The sequence below is a fragment of the Microbacterium murale genome (genome assembly GCF_014635185.1).
GTDB lineage: Bacteria > Actinomycetota > Actinomycetes > Actinomycetales > Microbacteriaceae > Microbacterium > Microbacterium murale.
On record NZ_BMCM01000001.1, the window covers coordinates 1,275,048 to 1,294,157 of the forward strand.

General features: G+C 67.6%; 15 protein-coding genes. 13 read left to right on the forward strand and 2 right to left on the reverse strand.

The genetic code is table 11. From position 1 onward, the window contains the following. Positions 1-42 precede the first annotated feature (42 nt). Positions 43-1,077, reverse strand: coding sequence for an FUSC family protein (locus IEV67_RS06215; protein WP_188435640.1), 1,035 nt, complete (start codon positions 1,075-1,077; stop codon positions 43-45). A 135-nt stretch (positions 1,078-1,212) separates the two neighbouring features. Here IEV67_RS06215 and IEV67_RS06220 point away from each other — a divergent pair, with 135 nt between their 5' ends. The 6 genes from IEV67_RS06220 to IEV67_RS06245 are packed head-to-tail and all read left to right on the forward strand — an operon-like array spanning position 1,213 to position 7,225. Further along, the gene (locus IEV67_RS06220) at positions 1,213-2,295 is read left to right on the forward strand and encodes an iron-siderophore ABC transporter substrate-binding protein (protein ID WP_188435641.1); all 1,083 of its coding nucleotides are present in this window, start codon (positions 1,213-1,215) and stop codon (positions 2,293-2,295) included. Beyond that, positions 2,292-3,338: a FecCD family ABC transporter permease gene (locus tag IEV67_RS06225; RefSeq protein WP_188435642.1), complete on the forward strand. Its 1,047-nt coding sequence runs from the start codon at positions 2,292-2,294 to the stop codon at positions 3,336-3,338. Before IEV67_RS06220 ends, IEV67_RS06225 begins: the two co-directional genes overlap by 4 nt. A gap of 29 nt (positions 3,339-3,367) precedes the next feature. Continuing rightward, positions 3,368-4,396, forward strand: a complete 1,029-nt coding sequence (locus tag IEV67_RS06230; RefSeq protein ID WP_188435782.1) for a FecCD family ABC transporter permease — start codon at positions 3,368-3,370, stop codon at positions 4,394-4,396. Then, on the forward strand, positions 4,393-5,193 hold the full coding sequence (locus tag IEV67_RS06235) for an ABC transporter ATP-binding protein (RefSeq protein ID WP_188435643.1): 801 nt from the start codon (positions 4,393-4,395) through the stop codon (positions 5,191-5,193). The genes IEV67_RS06230 and IEV67_RS06235 overlap by 4 nt, the downstream gene beginning before the upstream one ends. Then, positions 5,183-6,124, forward strand: coding sequence for a siderophore-interacting protein (locus IEV67_RS06240; RefSeq protein WP_188435644.1), 942 nt, complete (start codon positions 5,183-5,185; stop codon positions 6,122-6,124). Before IEV67_RS06235 ends, IEV67_RS06240 begins: the two co-directional genes overlap by 11 nt. A 45-nt stretch (positions 6,125-6,169) precedes the next feature. After that, the gene (locus tag IEV67_RS06245; protein ID WP_229702799.1) at positions 6,170-7,225 is read left to right on the forward strand and encodes a DUF998 domain-containing protein; all 1,056 of its coding nucleotides are present in this window, start codon (positions 6,170-6,172) and stop codon (positions 7,223-7,225) included. A 7-nt stretch (positions 7,226-7,232) separates the two neighbouring features. Here the strand turns inward: IEV67_RS06245 and IEV67_RS06250 are convergent, their stop codons facing one another. Beyond that, positions 7,233-8,240, reverse strand: a complete 1,008-nt coding sequence (locus IEV67_RS06250) for a LacI family DNA-binding transcriptional regulator (protein WP_188435645.1) — start codon at positions 8,238-8,240, stop codon at positions 7,233-7,235. A 212-nt stretch (positions 8,241-8,452) separates the two neighbouring features. Between IEV67_RS06250 and IEV67_RS06255 the strand changes: the two genes are divergently transcribed. From IEV67_RS06255 to IEV67_RS06285, 7 genes are all read left to right on the forward strand, one after another. Then, complete coding sequence (locus IEV67_RS06255; RefSeq protein ID WP_188435646.1) at positions 8,453-10,471, forward strand: beta-galactosidase; 2,019 nt, start codon at positions 8,453-8,455, stop codon at positions 10,469-10,471. A gap of 105 nt (positions 10,472-10,576) precedes the next feature. After that, on the forward strand, positions 10,577-11,803 hold the full coding sequence (locus IEV67_RS06260; RefSeq protein ID WP_188435647.1) for a sugar ABC transporter substrate-binding protein: 1,227 nt from the start codon (positions 10,577-10,579) through the stop codon (positions 11,801-11,803). 77 nt (positions 11,804-11,880) lie between these two features. After that, positions 11,881-13,503, forward strand: a complete 1,623-nt coding sequence (locus IEV67_RS06265) for an ABC transporter permease subunit (protein WP_188435648.1) — start codon at positions 11,881-11,883, stop codon at positions 13,501-13,503. Further along, on the forward strand, positions 13,503-14,417 hold the full coding sequence (locus IEV67_RS06270; protein ID WP_373284441.1) for a sugar ABC transporter permease: 915 nt from the start codon (positions 13,503-13,505) through the stop codon (positions 14,415-14,417). Before IEV67_RS06265 ends, IEV67_RS06270 begins: the two co-directional genes overlap by 1 nt. Positions 14,418-14,442: 25 nt before the next feature. Then, positions 14,443-17,040 carry a glycosyl hydrolase 53 family protein gene (locus IEV67_RS06275; RefSeq protein ID WP_188435649.1) on the forward strand — a complete coding sequence of 866 codons (2,598 nt, stop codon included), beginning with the start codon at positions 14,443-14,445 and terminating at the stop codon, positions 17,038-17,040. A gap of 67 nt (positions 17,041-17,107) precedes the next feature. After that, positions 17,108-18,640 (forward strand): sodium/proline symporter PutP, encoded by a 1,533-nt coding sequence (gene putP, locus IEV67_RS06280; protein ID WP_188435650.1) that lies wholly within the window; start codon positions 17,108-17,110, stop codon positions 18,638-18,640. Between the two features lie 219 nt (positions 18,641-18,859). Next, positions 18,860-19,108, forward strand: a complete 249-nt coding sequence (locus IEV67_RS06285; RefSeq protein WP_188435651.1) for a hypothetical protein — start codon at positions 18,860-18,862, stop codon at positions 19,106-19,108. Positions 19,109-19,110: the final 2 nt, after the last annotated feature.

Consider the following 19,110-nt stretch of genomic DNA (forward strand, 5'->3'; position numbering starts at 1 on the left):
TCCGTGACAATCCACCGACGGGTGTACTCGGGCGCCGGGTCGTCAATCCTCCCCGACGAGTTCGTCGCGGATACGGCGCAGGTCTTCCATGAGTGAGCCGATCAGGATCCAATGACCTGATGCCGGCGGCTTCACCCGCAGCGGAGCTGTCAGCGCCGGGATGGCCGATGTCTCCGCGGAAGGCTCAGGTGCGACGTCGGCGACCTGCACTGCAAGGCGCACATCATGGCCGGCGCGGCGAAGCTGCTCAGCGATCGCGTGCACGGTCGGTTCGTCGGCGAGGGTGTCGTCATAGTGGTCGAAGTACGCCCGCGTCATCCCGATCACCTGCGTGACGATCGGAGACAGCTTCTCGAGGAGGGCTCGCATCTCCACGAGGTCACCGCGTTGGGATCGGCGTGGGTTGAGCGTCAGCGCCTCCTCACCTGCGGAGATGGATGCTTCGGCTGCGATCAGCATCGGCCGCAGCAGTCGCGCTTCCACCATCAGCCCCTGAAGCTGCGCTGGGGTCTGCGCAGTGGGCAGCGCCGAGGCCAGCCGGTCGAGACTGGCGGCGATCTCCGCGCCGAGCAGCCCCAGGTCGCGCCGCGCGGGGGCGGTGAGCACCGGTGGCACGATCAGGGCGTTGACGATGATGCCGATCGCGACGCCGATCAGGGTCTCGACGATGCGGTCCAGGGCGTATTGAGGGCTGGATGATCCGAGCGCGAGGACGAGCATCGCCGAGATCGCGACCTGGTTCCCCATGCCAGGAGTGGCGCGGAAGACCCATGCCACCAGCATCGCCACCACGATCGCGAGCAGAACGACCCAGCTCTGCGGACCCAACAGCAGGCTGAGGCCCGTCGCGATAACGACGCCGACGATCACGCCGAGGCTGCGCTCGATCGCCTTTGCGAACGACTGGTTCACACTCGGGAGCACCACCAGCAGGGCGGCGATCGCGGCGAACACAGGCAGCGGTCCTGGCACCAGCCACCCGGCGATCAGCCATGCGCCGATCGTCGCCACCGCCGACTTCACGACCTGCAGTAGAGGTGCGCGTTTCGCGCTGCGCACCGCCGATGTCATCCGCATGTTCCCCACGTTAGCCCTGGGCGATATCGGCCGAACCGTATGAGGCCAGCCTAACTCTCTGATAAATTAGGGCAGGCTTACCAAAGCATCCGGCGCTCTTCGTGCCATCCCCCGACAACCCGAAAGGGAAATCCCGTGCGCATCTCTCGTATTCTCGGCATCGGTGCGGTCGCAGTCATGGCAGTCGGCCTTGCCGCCTGCGCGACCCCCGCACCTTCCGACAGTTCGGACTCCGACTCCCTGATCGGCACGAACCCGGCATCCGCCGACGCGTTCCCGGTCACCGTGGAGCACTTCTTCGGAGAGACCACGATCAGCGAGAAGCCCGATCGCATCGCGACCGTCAACTGGGCCAATCACGAGGTCCCGCTCGCCCTCGGCGTCGTGCCGGTCGGAATGAGCAAGGTCGCCTGGGGGGACGACGACGACAACGGCGTGCTCCCGTGGGTCGAGGACAAGCTCGATGAACTCGGCATCGATGTGTCGCTGATGGGTGACAAGGATGCAGAGAAGGCGGGCGAGGTGCCGGTGCTGTTCGACGAGGCCGACGGCATCGACTTCGAAGCCGTCGCCGACACGAGCCCCGACGTCATCCTCGCTTCGTACTCCGGCCTCACGCAGGAGGACTACGACACCCTCTCCAAGATCGCACCTGTCGTCGCGTACCCCGAGGTCGCATGGGGCACCTCGGTGCAGGACATGATCACGCTGAACTCCGAGGCGATCGGACTCGCCGACGAGGGCGAGGCACTGATCGAGGATCTGGATGCCCAGACGCAGGCGGCACTCGACGCGCACCCCGCGCTGAAGGACGCGAAGCTGCTCTTCAGCTACATCGACCCGAACGACCTCAGCCAGGTCGGCTACTACACGCGCATCGACACCCGCCCCGGCTTCCTGCTCGAACTCGGTCTGCCGGAGCCGCAGGTCGTCGCGGACAACGCCGACAGCACCGACTTCTACCTGATGGTCAGCGCGGAAGAGGTCGAGAAGTTCGACGACGTCGACGTGTTCATCACCTACGGCGACGAGTCGATCATCCCGCTGCTGCAGGCCGATCCCCTGCTAGGTAAGATCCCCGCGATCGCCGCCGGCAACATCGCGATCCTTCCCGACGCGTCTCCGATGGCGAACTCCGCGAACCCGTCGCCGCTCTCGATTCCGTGGGGCATCGACGACTACTTCGCGATTCTCGAAGCACCGCTGCTCGACGAGTGACCTCAGTCGCCCACGCTTCGACGTCGGGCGCCGCGAGACTGCGGCGCCCGACGTCGGTGCGTGTGCTCTGGCTGCTGATCGGCGCCGGCGTCATCCTCGTCCTGTGCATCCTGTCGGTCTCGTTCGGTGTGCGCACCGTATCGCTCGACGACATCGCCGCTGCGCTCACCGGGCACGACGACACCGTCTCGCAGGCCGCGATCATCAAGCGGATCCCCCGGACAGTGCTCGCCATCCTCGTCGGCGCCGCGCTCGCACTCTCAGGAGCTGCGATGCAGGCCGTCACCCGCAACCCCATCGCCGACCCCGGCATCCTCGGAGTCACGAACGGCGCCTCGCTCGCGGTCGTGTTCGGGATCGCCTTCTTCGGCATCTCGACCGCCTACGGTTACATGCTGCTGGCCATCCTCGGTGCCGCGGTCGCCGCTGTCTTCGTGTACGCGGTCGGCTCGCTCGGCCGGGGCGGTGCGACGCCCCTCAAACTCGCCCTCGCCGGGGCTGCGACCTCGGCGGCGCTCGGCTCACTGATCAGCGCGGTCATGCTGCCCCGCGTCGACCTGCTGCAGACGTTCCAGTCCTGGCAGGTCGGCGGCGTTGGCGGCGCGGAGTGGCCGCGCATCGCGATCACCGCTCCCGTGCTCGCCATCGGCGCGCTCATCTGCTTCATGTGCGCACGCGGCATGAACTCCCTGGCGCTCGGCGACGACATGGCGGCCGGCCTCGGCGAGCGGGTCTTCCGCACCCGCCTCGTCTCGGCGGTCGGCGCCGTGATCCTCGCGGGCGCCGCCACGGCGATCGCCGGTCCGATCGGCTTCGTCGGCCTCGTCATCCCGCACATGTGCCGGATGCTGATCGGCACGGACCACCGCTGGCTACTGCCGTTCTCCGCCCTCGGCGGCGCCGCACTGCTGCTCGCGAGCGACATCATCGGACGAGTGATCGCCCCATCGTCGGAGGAGATCCAGGTCGGCATCATCACGGCGGTCATCGGCGCACCGTTCTTCATCTGGATCGTCCGCCGCCAGAAGGTGCGCGAGCTGTGACCCTTCTGAAGCCCCTGGCCCCGGCCCCTATGCAGGGCCCGGCCGTGATCATGGCCGGCCGGCGCGCCCGCCACCGCCGTCACGCCGTGGCCACGATCGTCCTCGGCCTGCTGCTCTTCGCGCTCGCCGCGGTCGCGCTGATGTTCGGCAACTCGTTCTACACACCCGGCGAGATCATCCGGGTCATGCTGGGCGAGACCGTGCCGGGAGCATCCTTCACAGTCGGAGAGCTGCGCCTGCCGCGCACCGCGCTCGCGATCCTCGCCGGATTCGCCTTCGGGATCGCCGGTGTCACCTTCCAGACCCTGCTGCGCAACCCGCTCGCCTCGCCCGACATCATCGGCATCACCGAGGGCGCGAGCGCCGCGGCCGTCGTCGGCATCGTCGTGCTCGGGCTGAGCGGCCCCGCCGTTTCAGCGATGGCATTGGGCGGAGTCCTGATCACCGCGATCGCGATCTATCTGCTCTCGAACAAGGGCGGCTTCTCCGGCATCCGCTTGATCCTGATCGGCATCGGAGTCGCCGCGATGCTGCAGAGCGTCGTGTCGTACGTCCTCTCGCGCGCGGCGGACTGGGACATCCAGATGGCGATGCGCTGGATCACCGGCAGCCTGAACAACGCCGCCTGGGACGACGTCATCCCGCTCGCGATCGCCAGCGTCGTGATCCTGCCGTTCCTATTCAGTCAGGCGCAGGCGCTCGGGATGCTGCAACTCGGCGACGACTCGGCCGCCGGCCTCGGCGTGCGCGTCACGGTAACGCGGCTGATGTTCATCATCGGCGCCGTCGCGTTGCTCGCGTTCGCGACGGCGGGCACCGGACCGATCGCGTTCGTCGCGTTCATGGCCGGACCCATCGCCGCGCGCATCACCGGCCCCGGCGCGAATCTGCTGCTGCCGTCGGCCTTCGTCGGCGCGGTGCTCGTGCTCGGCGGCGATCTGATCGGTCAGTTCGCGTTCGATGCGCGCTACCCGGTCGGCGTCATCACCGGTGTGCTCGGCGCTCCCTACCTGATCTACCTGCTCATCCGCACCAACCGCTCTGGGGGCTCGCTGTGACCGAGGCACACACACTGACCGCCGAGGGGGTGACTCTCGCGTACGGCGACCGCACTGTCATCGAGGGGCTCGATCTTCAGGTCGCGCCGGGCAAGATCACCTCGATCGTCGGGGCGAACGGATGCGGCAAGTCGACGCTGCTGCGATCGCTCGCGCGGCTGCTGTCGCCGGCATCCGGTCAGATCGTGCTGGACGGCAAATCGGTGCACTCCCGCCCCACCAAGGAGGTCGCCCGCGTGCTCGGCCTGCTGCCGCAGTCGCCGATCGCGCCGGAGGGGATCGCCGTGGCCGACCTGGTCGGGCGGGGACGGCATCCGCATCAGAAGGTGCTCGCCCGCTGGACCACGCACGACTACGAGGTCGTCGCCGACGCGCTCGAGGCGACAGGGATCACCGATCTCGCGGACCGCAGCGTCGACGAGCTGTCCGGCGGACAGCGTCAGCGCGTGTGGATCGCGATGGCGCTCGCGCAGGAGACCGACATCCTGCTGCTCGACGAGCCGACCACGTTCCTCGACGTCGCGCACCAGGTCGAGGTGCTCGATCTGCTCACCGACCTCAGCGTCTCGCGCGGCACGACCATCGTCATGGTGCTGCACGATCTCAACCTCGCCGCGCGCTATTCCGACGAGCTCGTCGCGATGCGCGGCGGCCAGGTGCATGCGCTCGGCGCCCCGGACGACATCCTCACTCATACGCTGGTCGAAGAGGTCTTCGGCATGGCGAACCAGATCACCACCGACCCGGTCTCCGGGAAGCCGATGGTGACCCCGATCGGAAGGCATCATGTCCGCTGACACTCGCACCCGCACCCCGTACGTCCTCGCCCGCGCCGAGGTGCGCGCGGTCGACCGGGTATCGCCGAACTTCGTGCGCGTCACATTCGGCGGTCTCGACCTCGAGGATTTCGGCACGCCAGGCGATGTCTACGACGCGCGGATCAAGCTGGTCTTCCCGCCGGCGTCCGGCATCCTCCCCGATCTCGATCGCGACACCGACGACTGGTGGGGCTCGTATCTCGCCGTCCCCGAGGAATTGCGCGGATCGATGCGCACCTACTCGGTGCGATCTCTGAACGTCGCGGATGCCGGCACCGAGGTCGTCGTCGACTTCGTGCTGCACCTGGCGCCGGGCCTCACCGGACCCGCCTCGCTGTGGGCGAGTGCGGCCGGTGTCGGCGACGAGCTCTGGATGGTCGGACCGCGCCGCGGCCGCGAAGACCGCAGCGGCATCGAGTACGCGCCGGGAGAGACATCGTCGGTGATGCTGGTCGGCGATGAGACCGCCGCTCCTGCGATCGCCCGCATCCTGGAGGATGCACCGCGGGGCCTCCGCGGCCTCGCGTTCATCGAGGTGCCGACCGCCGAGGACATCCTGCCCATCGACGCACCGGACGGAGTCGAGGTGCACTGGCTGCCGCGCGGCGATGCCGCACACGGACTGCGCCTCATCCCCACCGTGCTCGACTGCCTCGGCGACGCCGATGCCAGTGGCGAGATCAAGATCACCGATCTCGAGGGCGAAGAGATGGTCTGGGAGACCCCGGTCTACTCGGGCAGCGGCGAAGACGTCGCGAGTGCCGCTGCGGGCGAGCGGTACTTCTGGATCGCGGGGGAGAGCGGCGTCGTCACGACGCTGCGTCGACACCTCGTGAAGGATCTCGGCATCGACCGCGCGCAGGTGGCGTTCATGGGGTACTGGCGCCGCGGCGTCGCGATGCGCGGCTAGCGAGCCGCATCCGCTCGTGTCACCGGCCCGTGGTTCGATGGAGGCATGGATCAGCAGCAGCGGATGAGGCAGGAGTCCCGCGCGGTGTGGGCGACCGTCGTCTGCTTCCTGGTGGGCACCGGCATCGGCACGATGCTGCTGTGGGGCAACCCGCGACCTATCGCCGGTGACGGCTCGGTTGGGTTGCCGGCAGCCGCCGTCGCCGGCGTGATCGCCGCGGCATCCTTCGCCGTCAGCACGTTCATGCACCGCAGGGGCGAGCACGCGGCGATGCCACGGTGGCAGAGCATCATCTCCGCGGCCTCCGCCGTCGCCCTGACGATCGCGTTCGCCGGCGTGACCGCGCTGGGCGTTCTGCTGGCGAGTGAGGTGCTCGGTGTCGGACTGCAGGGGCTCGAGCTCCCACCGGTCGGCGGCGGCATCATCACCGGCGTCGCCAGTGCCGTCGCCGGCAGGCTGACGTTCGGCGCGGGGATCGGCCTGCGCACCACCGATCTCGCCACGCTGCTGTTCAGTTACCTCGTCATCGGCACGCTGCTCGCGATGCTCACCGCCGCCGATCCACGGTGGTGGGAGACGAACTTCTCCCAGCTCGGCATCGGAGTCGGATCCTGGGCGTTCAACGGCACCCTCGTCGTCGCCGGCATTCTCATCGCCACCGTCGGTTCGTACATCGGCCGTGATCTGCACCGTATCCTCGGCGACACTGCGCTCGGACGCATCGCATGGGTGGTCGCGTTGTGGGCGGCCACCGGAGTCGCGCTCGCCGCGGTCGGACTGTTCCCGATCGAGAACATCGTCGTGCTCCACAACATCTCAGCGGGGTCGGCGCTCGCGCTGTTCATCGCGGCCGGAGTACTCACGACCACGGCGATGCCTGGGCCACCGCTGCCACTGCTGCTGACCACGGTCGGCATCGCCCTGCTGCTGGTGATCGCGTCCGTTCTCGCCGTAGGTTTCGACCTGTACTCGATCACCGTGCTCGAGGCGATCGTGATCGGCCTCGGACTGCTCTGGCTCACGACGCTCGTGCGGGTGCTCGCGGTGCTGACGCCGGATGCCAGCCGCCCGTCGGCACGGTGGTCGCTGCTGCGCGGATAGCGCGGGCTCAGGCGCTCTCGCGCACCACCAGCTCGGTGTCGAGGATGACCGATCGCGGCTCCGCCCCTGCGATCGCCTCGAGAAGCACCGACACCATCTGCGCGCTGATCTGCTCCCACGGCTGCCGCATCGTCGTGATGGCAGGCTCGTGCGTCGCGGCAAGACCGGAATCGTCGAAGCCGGCGACCGCGACATCCTCCGGCACCCGGAGTCCGGCCCGACGGACGGCGGCGATGGCGCCCGCGGCCATGCGGTCGTTCGCGGCGAACACGGCATCGACCCCACGCTCGAGCAGCCGGGTCATCGCTGTCTGGCCAGACTCGAACGAGTAGTCGCCGACCTCCACGAGCGCGTCATCGAAATCGTCGCCGAGCTCCTCGCGGAATCCGACCAGCCGGTAGCGCCCACCCGGGGTGTCATCCGGCCCCGCGATCATCCCGATCCGCGCGTAACCCTTCTGCTGCAGGTACGCGACCATCGTCTTCGCCGATGCGACCTCTTCGACCGAGACGGTCGACAGCTCCCGCTCGTGGCCCAGCGGCACCCCGCAACTCACGATCGGGACGCCGGAGTCGAGCAGCTGATCGAGCAGCGGCTCCGACTCGTGCGACGAGATCAGCAGCACGCCGTCGACGTGTCCGGCACTGATGAAGTGCGCCACGCTCTCCCGCTCAGCCGGCGTACCAGCGACGAGCAGCACGAGGGTCATCGCGCGCTGTGCCAGCGCCTCGGCCGCTCCGCGCAGCAGCAGAGCGAATGTCGGGTCATCGAACAGCAGCTGCTGGGGTTCGGTCAGCAGGAACGCCATGGAGCCCGCGCGACCGGTGGCGAGGCTGCGTGCATGGTGGTTGGCCGTGTAGCCGGTGGCGACGATCGCCTCTTCTACCGCGACACGAGCGTCGGGCGAGACCCAGTGCCCACCGTTGATGACGCGCGAGACCGTGCTGCGGGATACCCCCGCCTGCACCGCCACGTCGCGGATCGTCGGCTTGCGCCGTACCGTCACTTCGCTCATCGCAATGACTCTACTCACTCCGCGCCGACGATCCGCGCGCCACCCTGGGACCGGTCTCAGTTGGGTAACGGTTCACGGATCGCATGCGTGTATCCACTTCTCCATGAGGTAGAACTGAGACCGGTCCCAGTGTTCGTGTCCGCGAGACTGAGACCGGTCCCAGCCTCGTACGCGAAGGCTGCGCACAACCGAACCGACCCGATGGAGTGACGATGACCGCCCCCCATGCCTGGCCCGAACTACGGGGAATCGCCTATGGCGGCGACTACAACCCCGAGCAGTGGCCGCGGGAGACCTGGCGTGAAGACGTCGAGCTCATGCGCGAGGCGGGCGTGAATCTGGTCAGCGTCGGCATCTTCTCCTGGGCGCTCATCGAGACGGCCGAGGGCGAGTTCGACTTCACCTGGCTCGACGAACTGCTCGAACTGCTGCACGCGAACGGCATCGCGGTCGACCTCGGCACTCCCACCGCATCACCGCCGGCCTGGTTCTTCGCTGCGCACCCCGATGCCAGGGTCATCGACCGGGACGGACGCGTCATGGGCTTCGGGTCGCGCGGCATGGCGTCGCACTCGTCGCCCGCGTACCGCGAAGCCATCTTCCGCTATGCCGACACGCTCGCGGCTCGTTACGCGCAGCATCCGGCCGTCGTCCTCTGGCACGTGCACAACGAGTACGGCGTGCCCGTCGGTGAAGACCACTCGGCGCATTCGGCCGCAGCGTTCCGGGTCTGGCTCGAGAAGAAGTACGGCACGCTCGACGGCCTCAACAGCGCGTGGGGAACCGCCTTCTGGGGCCAGCACTACACCGACTGGCAGCACATCAACACGCCGACGGTCGCGCCCAGCGTCGTCAACCCCACCCAGCGCCTCGACTTCGCCCGCTTCACCGACCACCAGCTGCGGGAGTGCTTCATCGTCGAACGCGACGCGATCCGCGCGCATGCCGACCAGCCCATCACGACCAACTTCATGGCCAACCAGAGCTGGACCACCGATCTGTGGGCATGGGGCCGCGAGGTCGACATCGTCTCGGACGACCACTATTTGTGGGCGGCAGACGAGGACGCGCACATCGGACTGTCCATCGCCGCAGACCTCAGCCGCTCCGTCGGCGGAGGCAAGCCGTGGATCCTCATGGAGCACTCCACCTCCGCCGTGAACTGGCAGCCCCGCAACATCGCCAAGCGTCCGGGCGAGATGGCCCGCAACTCGCTCACGCATCTGGGTCGCGGTGCCGACGGCATCCTGTTCTTCCAATGGCGAGCGGGTCGTTCCGGCGCCGAGAAGTTCCACTCCGCGATGCTGCCGCACGCCGGAGTGAACTCTCGCGTGTTCCGCGAGGTCACAGCACTCGGCGCCGACCTGCAGCGCCTCGAAGAGGTGCAGGGCAGCACGGTCGAGGCCGAGGTCGCGATCCTGTGGGACTTCGAATCCTTCTGGGCGCAGGACCTCGAGTGGCGCCCCACCGAGGACCTCTCGCATCAGGAGCGCATCCGCGCCTTCTACGAGCGGCTCTGGCTCGACGGCATCACCTGCGACTTCGCGCTGCCCGGCCAGGATCTGTCGCGCTACAGACTGGTCATCGCTCCGGCCCAGTACCTGCTGACGGCGGCGGATGCCGAGAACCTCACCCGCTACGTCGAAGGAGGTGGCACGCTGCTGGTGTCGTACTTCTCGGCCGTCGTCGACGAGAACGACGCCGTGCACCCCGGAGGCTTCCTCGCTCCTCTGCGCGATGTGCTCGGAGTCGATGTCGAAGAGCATCTACCGCTGCGCGCCGGCCAGACCGCGTCGGTTCAGACCAAGTCGGGCGACAGCCTCGGCGCTGATCACTGGCAGGAGGCGCTGCGCGTGCAGACGGCAGAGGTCTTCGCCACCTATCAGCAGGGCCCAGCCACCGGCGAGCCCGCGATCACCCGCAACGCTCGCGGCGAGGGCACCGGCTGGTATGTGAGCACCCGGCTCGACGCCGCGGGCCTCGACGCCCTCATGTCCGCGGTCTACGCCGACGCCGGTGTCGCACCGGCCGATCTCCCCGAAGACCTCGAGGTCATCACGCGTCACGCCGACGACGCGGTCTTCCGGATCGTCGTCAATCACGCCGACGAGGATGCCGCGTTGCCGGCGATCGGTCGCGAGTTGCTGACCGGCACCGACGTGGAAGACACCTTCACGATCCCCGCAGGCGGCGTCGCCGTCATCCGCAGCCCGAGATCCCGCACCACCTGACAACTCAATCGCGGCAGGCCGCCCGGCCACCGCACACCACCCCGGTCGTGACGATGCGGCTCGCACTTGGAAGCGCATCGACGGCCACAACAGATAGGAAATCGCATGCGCAAGCACATCGCAGTCGGCGCCTTCGCGTTGGCAGCGGCCGTCGTCCTGACCGGCTGCACATCGAGCGCCCCGGAGGGCGGGGACGACGCCCCAGCCGGCGACGGCGCGGAACTGGTCATCTGGACGGATGCCGAGCGCGAGGCTGCGCTCACGGCCGCCGCCGAGTCGTTCGAAGAAGAGACCGGCGCCAAGTTCACCCTCGTGCAGAAGAACTTCGAAGACCTCCGCAACGACTTCATCGCCCAGGTGCCGACCGGTGAGGGCCCCGACATCACCGTCGGCGCGCACGACTGGCTCGGCGCTCTTGTCGCGGCCGGCGTCGTCGACACGATCGACCTCGGCGACACCGCGAGCGAGTTCGAGCAGGTCGCGCTCGATGCGATGACCTACGACGGTCAGCTGTACGCGCTGCCCTACTCGCTCGAGACCATCGCGCTCATCCAGAACGTCGACCTCGTCGGCGATGCGGCACCGGCGACCTGGGACGAGATGATCCAGAGCGGCATCGACTCCGGCGCCGAGCGTCCGTTCGTGATCAACACGGCAGGCGAGACCGGCGACGGCTACACGATGTACGGCCTGCAGACCTCGTTCGGCGCACCGGTGTTCGTGCAGGACGAGTCCGGCTCGTACACGACCGAGGTCGGCATGGGCGGGGCCGCTGGCGAGGCGTTCGCGAACTGGCTCGGGGCGAACGGCTCCGCCGGCACCGGCTACATCTCCACCACGGTCGACTACGACATCAACAACGAGCTGTTCTCGACCGGCAAGGCGCCGTACACGATCCAGGGCCCGTGGGCGATGAGCCTGTTCGAGGACATGAACGTCGCGGTGAACCAGATCCCGTCCGCGGGCGGCGAGCCCGCCTCGCCGTTCGTGGGCGTGCAGGGCTTCTACCTCTCCAGCGAGAGCAAGAACGCTCTGCTCGCTCAGGAGTTCCTGGTGAACTACCTCGGCACCGAAGACGCGCAGCGCGCGCTCTACGAGGCAGACCCGCGCATCCCGGCGTGGACGACGCTCGCCGACGAGGTCTCCTCCGACCCGATCACCGCCGGTTTCGTGGAGTCCGCCAAGGGCGGAGTGCCGATGCCCTCGATCCCCGAGATGGGCTCGGTCTGGGATCTGTGGAACGCCGCCCAGGTGCAGATCATCAACGGTGCCGAACCCGTGTCGACGTGGAACACCATGGTCACCGACCTCCAGGCGACCCTGGCCGGTTGACCCATCGGGCCGGGCGGCGTTCGCGCCGCCCGGCCTTGCTCACCCGAACCCCTGGCGACCCGAACAAGGAGTGATGGATGTCGACCGAGGCACCGACGACCGATACCGCGCAGCCGCAGCCGGCACCGCGGCGCGAACCGCACGCCAGACGCTGGCGCGGCCTGGGCTGGGGGTTCCTCGTCAAGCTCGCACTGATGGCGCTCGTCAACGCCTTCGGCATCCTGACGGCGATCTCGGCCTGGCGGGCGGAATCGTGGATCGTGCTGGGTGTCGTGGTGGCGCTCGTCGTCATCGCCGACATCGTCTACTTCGGCAAGCGCGCGCTGCCTATGAAGTATCTGCTGCCAGGGCTGATCTTCCTGCTGGTGTTCCAGGTGTTCATCTTCGGCTACACCGCCTACATCGCGTTCACCAACTACGGCACCGGCCACATCGGCTCGCAGGAGCAGGCCGTCGAAGCGGCGCTCATCCAGGGCGAGCGCCGCGTGGACGACTCGCCCACCTATCCGCTCTCAGTCGTGCAGCGCGGCGATGAACTGGGCTTCGCGATCGTCACCGACGATGACGAGGTGCTCGTCGGATCGGCGATCGAGCCGCTCTCGGAATCATCGGATGGCGAGATCGGCAGCGGCGGTGCACCGACCGAGGTGCCCGGCTGGACGGTCGTCCCGCGTGCGACACTGCTGACGGATGCCGCGCTGCAGGCGCAGATCACCGAACTGCGCGTGCCCGTCTCCGACGACCCGAACGACGGATCGATCCGCACCCGCGAGGGATCGTCGGGTGCGGTCTACGAGTCGACCCTGGTGTGGGATGCCGAGGCGCAGACCATCACCGATACCACCAGCGGCACGGTCTACAGCGCGGACGATCGCGGCACGTTCGTCTCGGAGGACGGCGAAGAACTGCCCACCGGCTGGTTCGTCAATGTCGGCTTCGAGAACTTCATCCGGCTGTTCACGGACTCCATGCTCGCGGGGACGCTCGGGAGCGTGACCCTGTGGACCTTCGCGTTCGCGATCCTCTCCGTGGCACTGAGCTTCGCCGTGGGGCTCGGCCTCGCGATGGTCTACAACGACCCGCGGGTGAAGGGCCGCCGCATCCTGCGCGCGCTGTTCATCCTTCCGTATGCGTTCCCCGCATTCATGGCCGCGCTGCTATTCCGCGGCATGTTCAACGCCGAGTTCGGCGTGATCAACGACCTGTTCCTGTTCGGCAGCCAGATCAACTGGCTCGGCGATCCATGGCTCACCAGGGCTGCGGTCATCTTCGTGAACGTCTGGCTCAGCTATCCGTACTGGTTCCTGGTGTGCACCGGCGCGCTGCAGTCCCTTCCGGGAGACACGCTCGAGGCCGCCGAGATCGACGGCGCGAACAAGTGGCAGCGGTTCCGCTCGATCGTGCTGCCTCTGCTGCTGGTGTCGACGGCTCCGCTGCTGATCGCGTCGTTCGCGGTGGCGTTCAACAACTTCACGGTCATCTACACCTTCAACAACGGTGGTCCGGCGATACCCGGCGCGCCATACGCGCTCGGTTCGACGGACATCCTGGTGTCGGCGATCTACGACGTCTCCGGCATCTCCGGCGGCGCCAGCGACTACGGCCTCGCCAGCGCCCTCTCCATCGTCGCCTTCATCGTGGTCGGCATCATCTCAGCGGTGAGCTTCCGCCAGACCCGCAAACTCGAGGAGTACCAGTGATGTCCATGCACACGAGAGCAGTGGTGACGGGTTCCTCAGCGGATGCCGCGGCGGCCCGTGCTGGCGCGCGTCGGCGTCGGTGGTGGGCCGAGGTCGGCTGGAAGTACGTCCTCGCCGTGGTCGTGCTGTTCGTCGCGGCCTTCCCGCTCGTGTACGTGCTGTCGGCGTCGTTGAATCCGAAGGGCAGCCTGGCGGCGAGCAACGACCTGTTCGCGATCATCGACATCACGAACTACATCGCGCTCGGTGAGTCCAGGTACTGGGTGTGGTTCGGCAACACCCTCACGATCGGGGTGATCACCGCTGTCGCATCCGTGATCATGGGCGCCTCGGCCGCGTATGCGTTCTCCCGCTTCCGCTTCACAGGGCGACGGGTGAGCCTGACCACGCTGCTCGTCGTGCAGATGTTCCCGCAGGCGCTCGCGTTCGTCGCGATCTTCCTGATGCTGCTGACGATCGGCGAGGTCGTGCCGGCCCTCGGCATCAACTCCAAGATCGCCCTGATCTGCGTCTACCTCGGTGGCGCCCTGGGCGCGAACACCTTCCTCATGTACGGGTTCTTCAACACGATCCCGATCGAGATCGACGAGTCGGCGAAGATCGATGGCGCCAGCCACGCGCAGATCTTCTGGAAGCTGATCATGCCGCTGGTCGTTCCCATCCTCGCCGTGGTCGCACTGCTGTCGTTTCTCGCGTGCTTCGGCGACTTCATCCTGTCGAAGATCATCCTGACTTCGGAGGACAACTGGACTCTCGCCGTCGGCATGTACCAGTGGGTCTCGAACCAGCTGACCTCGCGCTGGGGACTGTTCGCCGCCGGAGTCGTGGTCGCGGCGGTCCCCGTGCTCGCCCTGTTCTTCTCCCTGCAGAAGTACATCGTCGGCGGTCTCACCCAGGGCGCCGTCAAGGGCTGATTCCCGTTCCTACCGAAAGGCCGTCATGCACCGTCGCACACGTCCCCTTCTCTCTGCAGCGCTCGCCGCTGCGGCTGCCCTTGCACTGATCGGCACAGGGATATCGCCGGCAGCCGCCTCCACGGCAGCCGCCTCCACGGCAGCCGCGTCGGCCTTGCCGACCGAGAGCGCGCACGTCGCAGCATCCGAACCGGTGGATGCCACGATCACCGTGCCCCGCGTCGAGAACCTCTCCGCCGACTTCATCGGCGGCGTCGACGTCTCGTCCGTGCTGTCGCTGGAAGCATCCGGAGTGGTGTTCCGCCATGCGGACGGTACGCAGGGGGACCTGTTCGACATCTTGGCGGCGTCCGGGGTCACCGACGTGCGCGTGCGGGTCTGGAACGACCCGTTCGACGCGGCGGGCAACGGATACGGCGGCGGCGACGTCGACGTCGACCGCGCGATCGAGATCGCCTCGAGGGCGACGGATGCCGGGCTCGGCGTGCTCGTCGACTTCCACTACTCCGACTTCTGGGCTGACCCGGCCAAGCAGCACGCGCCGAAGGCGTGGGCGGGGCTGAGTGCAGACGAGACGGCGGCGCAGGTCGAGGCGTTCACCCGTGATGCCGTGCACAGGATGATCGCCGCCGGCGTCGACCTGCGCATGGTGCAGGTGGGCAACGAGACGAACGGCGGGGTCGCGGGCGTGACCGGCTGGGACGACATGTCGAAGGTGTTCTCCGCCGGTGCGGCGGCCGTGCGCGCAGAGGCTCCCGATGCTCTCGTCGCGGTGCACTTCACGAACCCCGAGCGAGCCGGCTTCTACGCGAACGTCGCCGCTCAGCTCGACAGCCGCGGCGTGGACTACGACGTCTTCGCCTCGTCGTACTATCCGTTCTGGCACGGCACGCCTGAGAACCTCACCGCGGTGCTGAAGAGCGTGGCGGAGACGTACGACAAGAAGGTGATGGTGGCCGAGACCTCGTGGGCATTCACCCTGGAGGACGGCGACGGTCACGGCAACGTGATCGATCTGCCGGAGGAGGCCACGCAGTACTCGGTGAGCAGGCAGGGTCAGGCGAACGCCATGCGCGATGTCGTGCAGGCCGTGGCCGACGTGGGAGAGGCCGGGCTGGGGGTCTTCTACTGGGAGCCCGCGTGGCTTCCGGTCGGGACACCGGAACAGCTCGAGACGAACCGCGCGCTCTGGGAGCGAGACGGCTCGGGATGGGCGTCGAGTTACGCCGGCGAGTACGACCCGGATGACGCTGGACAGTGGTTCGGCGGGTCGGCCTGGGACAACCAGGCGCTGTTCGAGTTCGACGGCACCGCCTCTGACATGCTGAACATCTACTCCTACGTGCGCACCGGGGCCACCGCACCGCGTGATGTCGAGGCTGTGCTCCCCGTCGTGATGACCGTCACCGAGGGCGATGCCATCGAGCTTCCCGCCGAGGTCACTGTGACGTACACCGACGGCTCGAGCGAGCAGCATCCGGTCGTCTGGTCCGACACCGGCGGCGTGGATGCGCCCGGCGTGTACACCGTCGCGGGGGTGACCGACAGCGGGCTCGCGGCATCCGCCACCATCACGATCAACGCGCGGAACTTCCTGCACAACCCCGGGTTCGAGGACGAGGACGTCAGCATGTGGACGGTCGCGGGGACGGGCCTGACAATGCGCTCGTGGGACGACCCTCGCACCGGTACCCATTCGGCGCACTTCTATGCGGATGCCGCGTTCGCCTTCGAGCTCTCTCAGACCGTCTCGGATCTGGCCGACGGCTGGTACGTCGCTCGCGGTGCGCTGCAGGGCGACGGCGAAGGCGCGGACGGTCGTGTGGCGCTCGCGCTGTCGACGAGCACGCAGACCGGAGAGTCCGTCGGGTTCGCCCTCGACGGATGGCGCGCATGGTCGACCCCGACGACCGGTGCCGTGTACGTCGGTGCGGGCGACCGTGCAAGCGTGACGGTGACCGGCGACCTTCCGGGCGGAGCCTGGGGCACGCTCGACGACTTCGAACTCGTACGAGTGACCGGTCCTGTCGACGACGCGACGACCGTGCCGGCACGCGCGGTCCTGTCGCACGACAACGGTCATGACACCGGACTGCTGGACGGCGACTACATCGTGACCATGAACCTTTGGTGGGGGCAGAACGCCACCGCGCTGCGAATCCTCGAGAACGGCGAGCCGATCGCCACGGTGCCGCTGACATACGGTGGCAACTCGGCGCAGTCCGCGCGGATCCCCGTCACGGGCAAGGCGAACGGGACGTACGAATACACCGGGGAGCTGATCAACTCCCAGGGTGCGACGGCCCTCGCACCCGTCACAGTGACGGTGAGGGATGCCGCTCCAGGAATGCCAGTGCTCTCGAGCGACAACCGCGACCGCGACGGTGACTACACGGTCATGGCGAACCTGTGGTGGGGAACGAACGCGACCGGCTACCGCCTGTTCGAGGACGGCGTGCTGCTCACGGAAGGGACAATGACCGCCGCGACACCGGGCGCACAGCAGGTATCGGTGCCGGTCGTCGACCGAGCCGTCGGCACCCATCTCTATCGGGTGGAGTTCGTCAACGCGGCCGGCGCCACATCGAGTAAGACGCTCAGCGTGAAGGTGGTCGCTCGCTGAGGCCAGGGTGGCACCGGGCGTCCGTCCCTGTCAGTATCGGGGGACCGACCTCGACGAAAGGACGACGATGTCCGACCAGATATTCATCTTCATCGCGTTGGGACTCTACTTCGCGGCAATGCTCCTCATCGGGTATCTGGCGTTCCGCCGGACGACCGATCACGAGGACTACATGCTCGGCGGCAGGAACCTGCCGCCGTGGGTCGCGGCGCTCAGCGCCGGGGCATCCGACATGTCCGGCTGGCTGGTCATGGGCCTTCCGGGTGCCATCTACCTGTCGGGTCTGATCGAGGCGTGGATCGCAGTGGGCCTCACGATCGGTGCCTACCTGAACTGGCTGCTCGTCGCCCCGCGTCTGCGCGCCTACACGCAGGTGTCGCGCAACTCGATCACCATCCCGAGCTTCTTCGAGAACCGGCTGCGCGATTCGTCACGGTTGCTGAGGATCCTCGCCGGCGTCGTGATCCTGGTGTTCTTCACGCTGTACATCTCCAGCGGCATGGTCGCCGGAGGATTCTTCTTCGAGAGCTCGTTCAACTCCGACTATCTGCTCGGCATGGTCCTGGTCGCCGGCGTCACCCTGCTGTACACGCTGTTCGGCGGATTCCTCGGCGCTTCGTTCACCGACGTCGTGCAGGGGCTGATGATGGTGATAGCCCTGATCGTCGTCCCGGTCGCGGCCGTGATCGCCGTGGGCGGTTTCGGTGAGGTCGGCACGTACATCGACGATCTCGCTCCGAACCACCTGTCGCTCATCGGTGGAACGGCGTTGACCGGTGGGGTCGTGCTGACGATCATCTCCGGCCTCGCGTGGGGCCTCGGATACTTCGGTCAGCCGCACATCATCGTGCGGTTCATGGCGCTGCGCAATCCTGGTGAGGCGAAGACCGCCCGCCGCATCGGCATGACGTGGATGATCGTCTCGCTGGTCGGAGCGGTGTTCTCGGGCCTGATCGGCATCGCGTACATGGCGCAGAAGGGCATCGACCTCACCAACCCCGAGACCGTCGTGCTGGTGATGTCGCAGACGCTGCTGCACCCGTTCGTCGCCGGTCTGGTGCTCGCGGCCGTGCTCGCCGCGATCATGAGCACGATCTCGAGCCAGCTCATCGTCGCGTCGTCCGCCCTCGTGGAAGACCTCTTCAAGGTCGTCAAGAAGGAGCCGTCGCCGAAGTTGCTGGTGCTGCTCGGGCGGATGACGGTGCTCGGCGTCGGCGTCATCGCCGCGCTGCTGGCCCTTGTGCCGAATGACACGATCCTCGGGCTCGTCTCGTTCGCGTGGGCGGGCTTCGGTGCGGCGTTCGGTCCGCTGATCCTGCTCAGCCTGTTCTGGCGCAAGCTCACGAACTGGGGCGCACTCGCCGGCATGTTCGTCGGGGCGGCCGGCGTCTTCGTGTTCAAGGCGATCTGGCCAGGGCTCTACGAACTGCTGCCGGGATTCATCGCAGCCACGATCGTGGCCGTGGTCGTGAGCCTGCTCACCCACCGCGACGGATCCGAGCGTCAGAACGAGATCCTGCAGGAGTTCACCGACACCGGCGCGCTGTTGACGCTGAACGGCGTGGGTCGCGGGGCGCGTACCGACCGAATGACGCCGTAGGGCGCGCAACTCTGGCGGCCGCGCGCAACTCTGGCGGCCGCAATGCTGCGGATCGGCCGCCAGAGTTGGCTTGAGCCGCCACAGTCGGTGCTCATCGACGCTGACGTCTGAGGTCGTCTGGCAGCGGAAATAGGGCATCTGCCGGATGCTCGGGGGGTGCCTTAGAGCGGAGTGTTGACTCAGCGCATCAGGACGATGCGCAGCAGAGGAGTCAGCATCATGTTCGAGCACCCTTCCTACATCTACAGCAGCATCGTCGTCGAGCAGGAGCGCGTGGACCGCGCCAACGAGTTGCGGCGCATCATCGCCGAGAACCCGGCCAGGATCGTTCCGCGTGCTCATCCGGTCATCGATCGGTTGCGCGACTGGTTCGGCGGGCGGCAGGCGGATGCTGCGGTGTCGGCGGCAGCATCTGACGGCTCGCGGCGCATCTGCGAGGAGAACGCGCGGCCGGCGCACGCGCAGTGAGC

Bases quoted from the DNA above. Each gene is read 5' to 3' on its own strand.
- putP (WP_188435650.1), top strand. From the start codon at position 17,108: ATGTCCGACCAGATATTCATCTTCATCGCGTTGGGACTCTACTTCGCG.
- IEV67_RS06270 (WP_373284441.1), top strand. From the start codon at position 13,503: ATGTCCATGCACACGAGAGCAGTGGTGACGGGTTCCTCAGCGGATGCC.
- IEV67_RS06275 (WP_188435649.1), top strand. From the start codon at position 14,443: ATGCACCGTCGCACACGTCCCCTTCTCTCTGCAGCGCTCGCCGCTGCG.
- IEV67_RS06255 (WP_188435646.1), top strand. From the start codon at position 8,453: ATGACCGCCCCCCATGCCTGGCCCGAACTACGGGGAATCGCCTATGGC.
- IEV67_RS06265 (WP_188435648.1), top strand. From the start codon at position 11,881: ATGTCGACCGAGGCACCGACGACCGATACCGCGCAGCCGCAGCCGGCA.
- IEV67_RS06250 (WP_188435645.1), bottom strand. From the start codon at position 8,240: ATGAGCGAAGTGACGGTACGGCGCAAGCCGACGATCCGCGACGTGGCG.
- IEV67_RS06230 (WP_188435782.1), top strand. From the start codon at position 3,368: ATGCAGGGCCCGGCCGTGATCATGGCCGGCCGGCGCGCCCGCCACCGC.
- IEV67_RS06285 (WP_188435651.1), top strand. From the start codon at position 18,860: ATGTTCGAGCACCCTTCCTACATCTACAGCAGCATCGTCGTCGAGCAG.
- IEV67_RS06240 (WP_188435644.1), top strand. From the start codon at position 5,183: ATGTCCGCTGACACTCGCACCCGCACCCCGTACGTCCTCGCCCGCGCC.
- IEV67_RS06260 (WP_188435647.1), top strand. From the start codon at position 10,577: ATGCGCAAGCACATCGCAGTCGGCGCCTTCGCGTTGGCAGCGGCCGTC.
- IEV67_RS06245 (WP_229702799.1), top strand. From the start codon at position 6,170: ATGGATCAGCAGCAGCGGATGAGGCAGGAGTCCCGCGCGGTGTGGGCG.
- IEV67_RS06215 (WP_188435640.1), bottom strand. From the start codon at position 1,077: ATGCGGATGACATCGGCGGTGCGCAGCGCGAAACGCGCACCTCTACTG.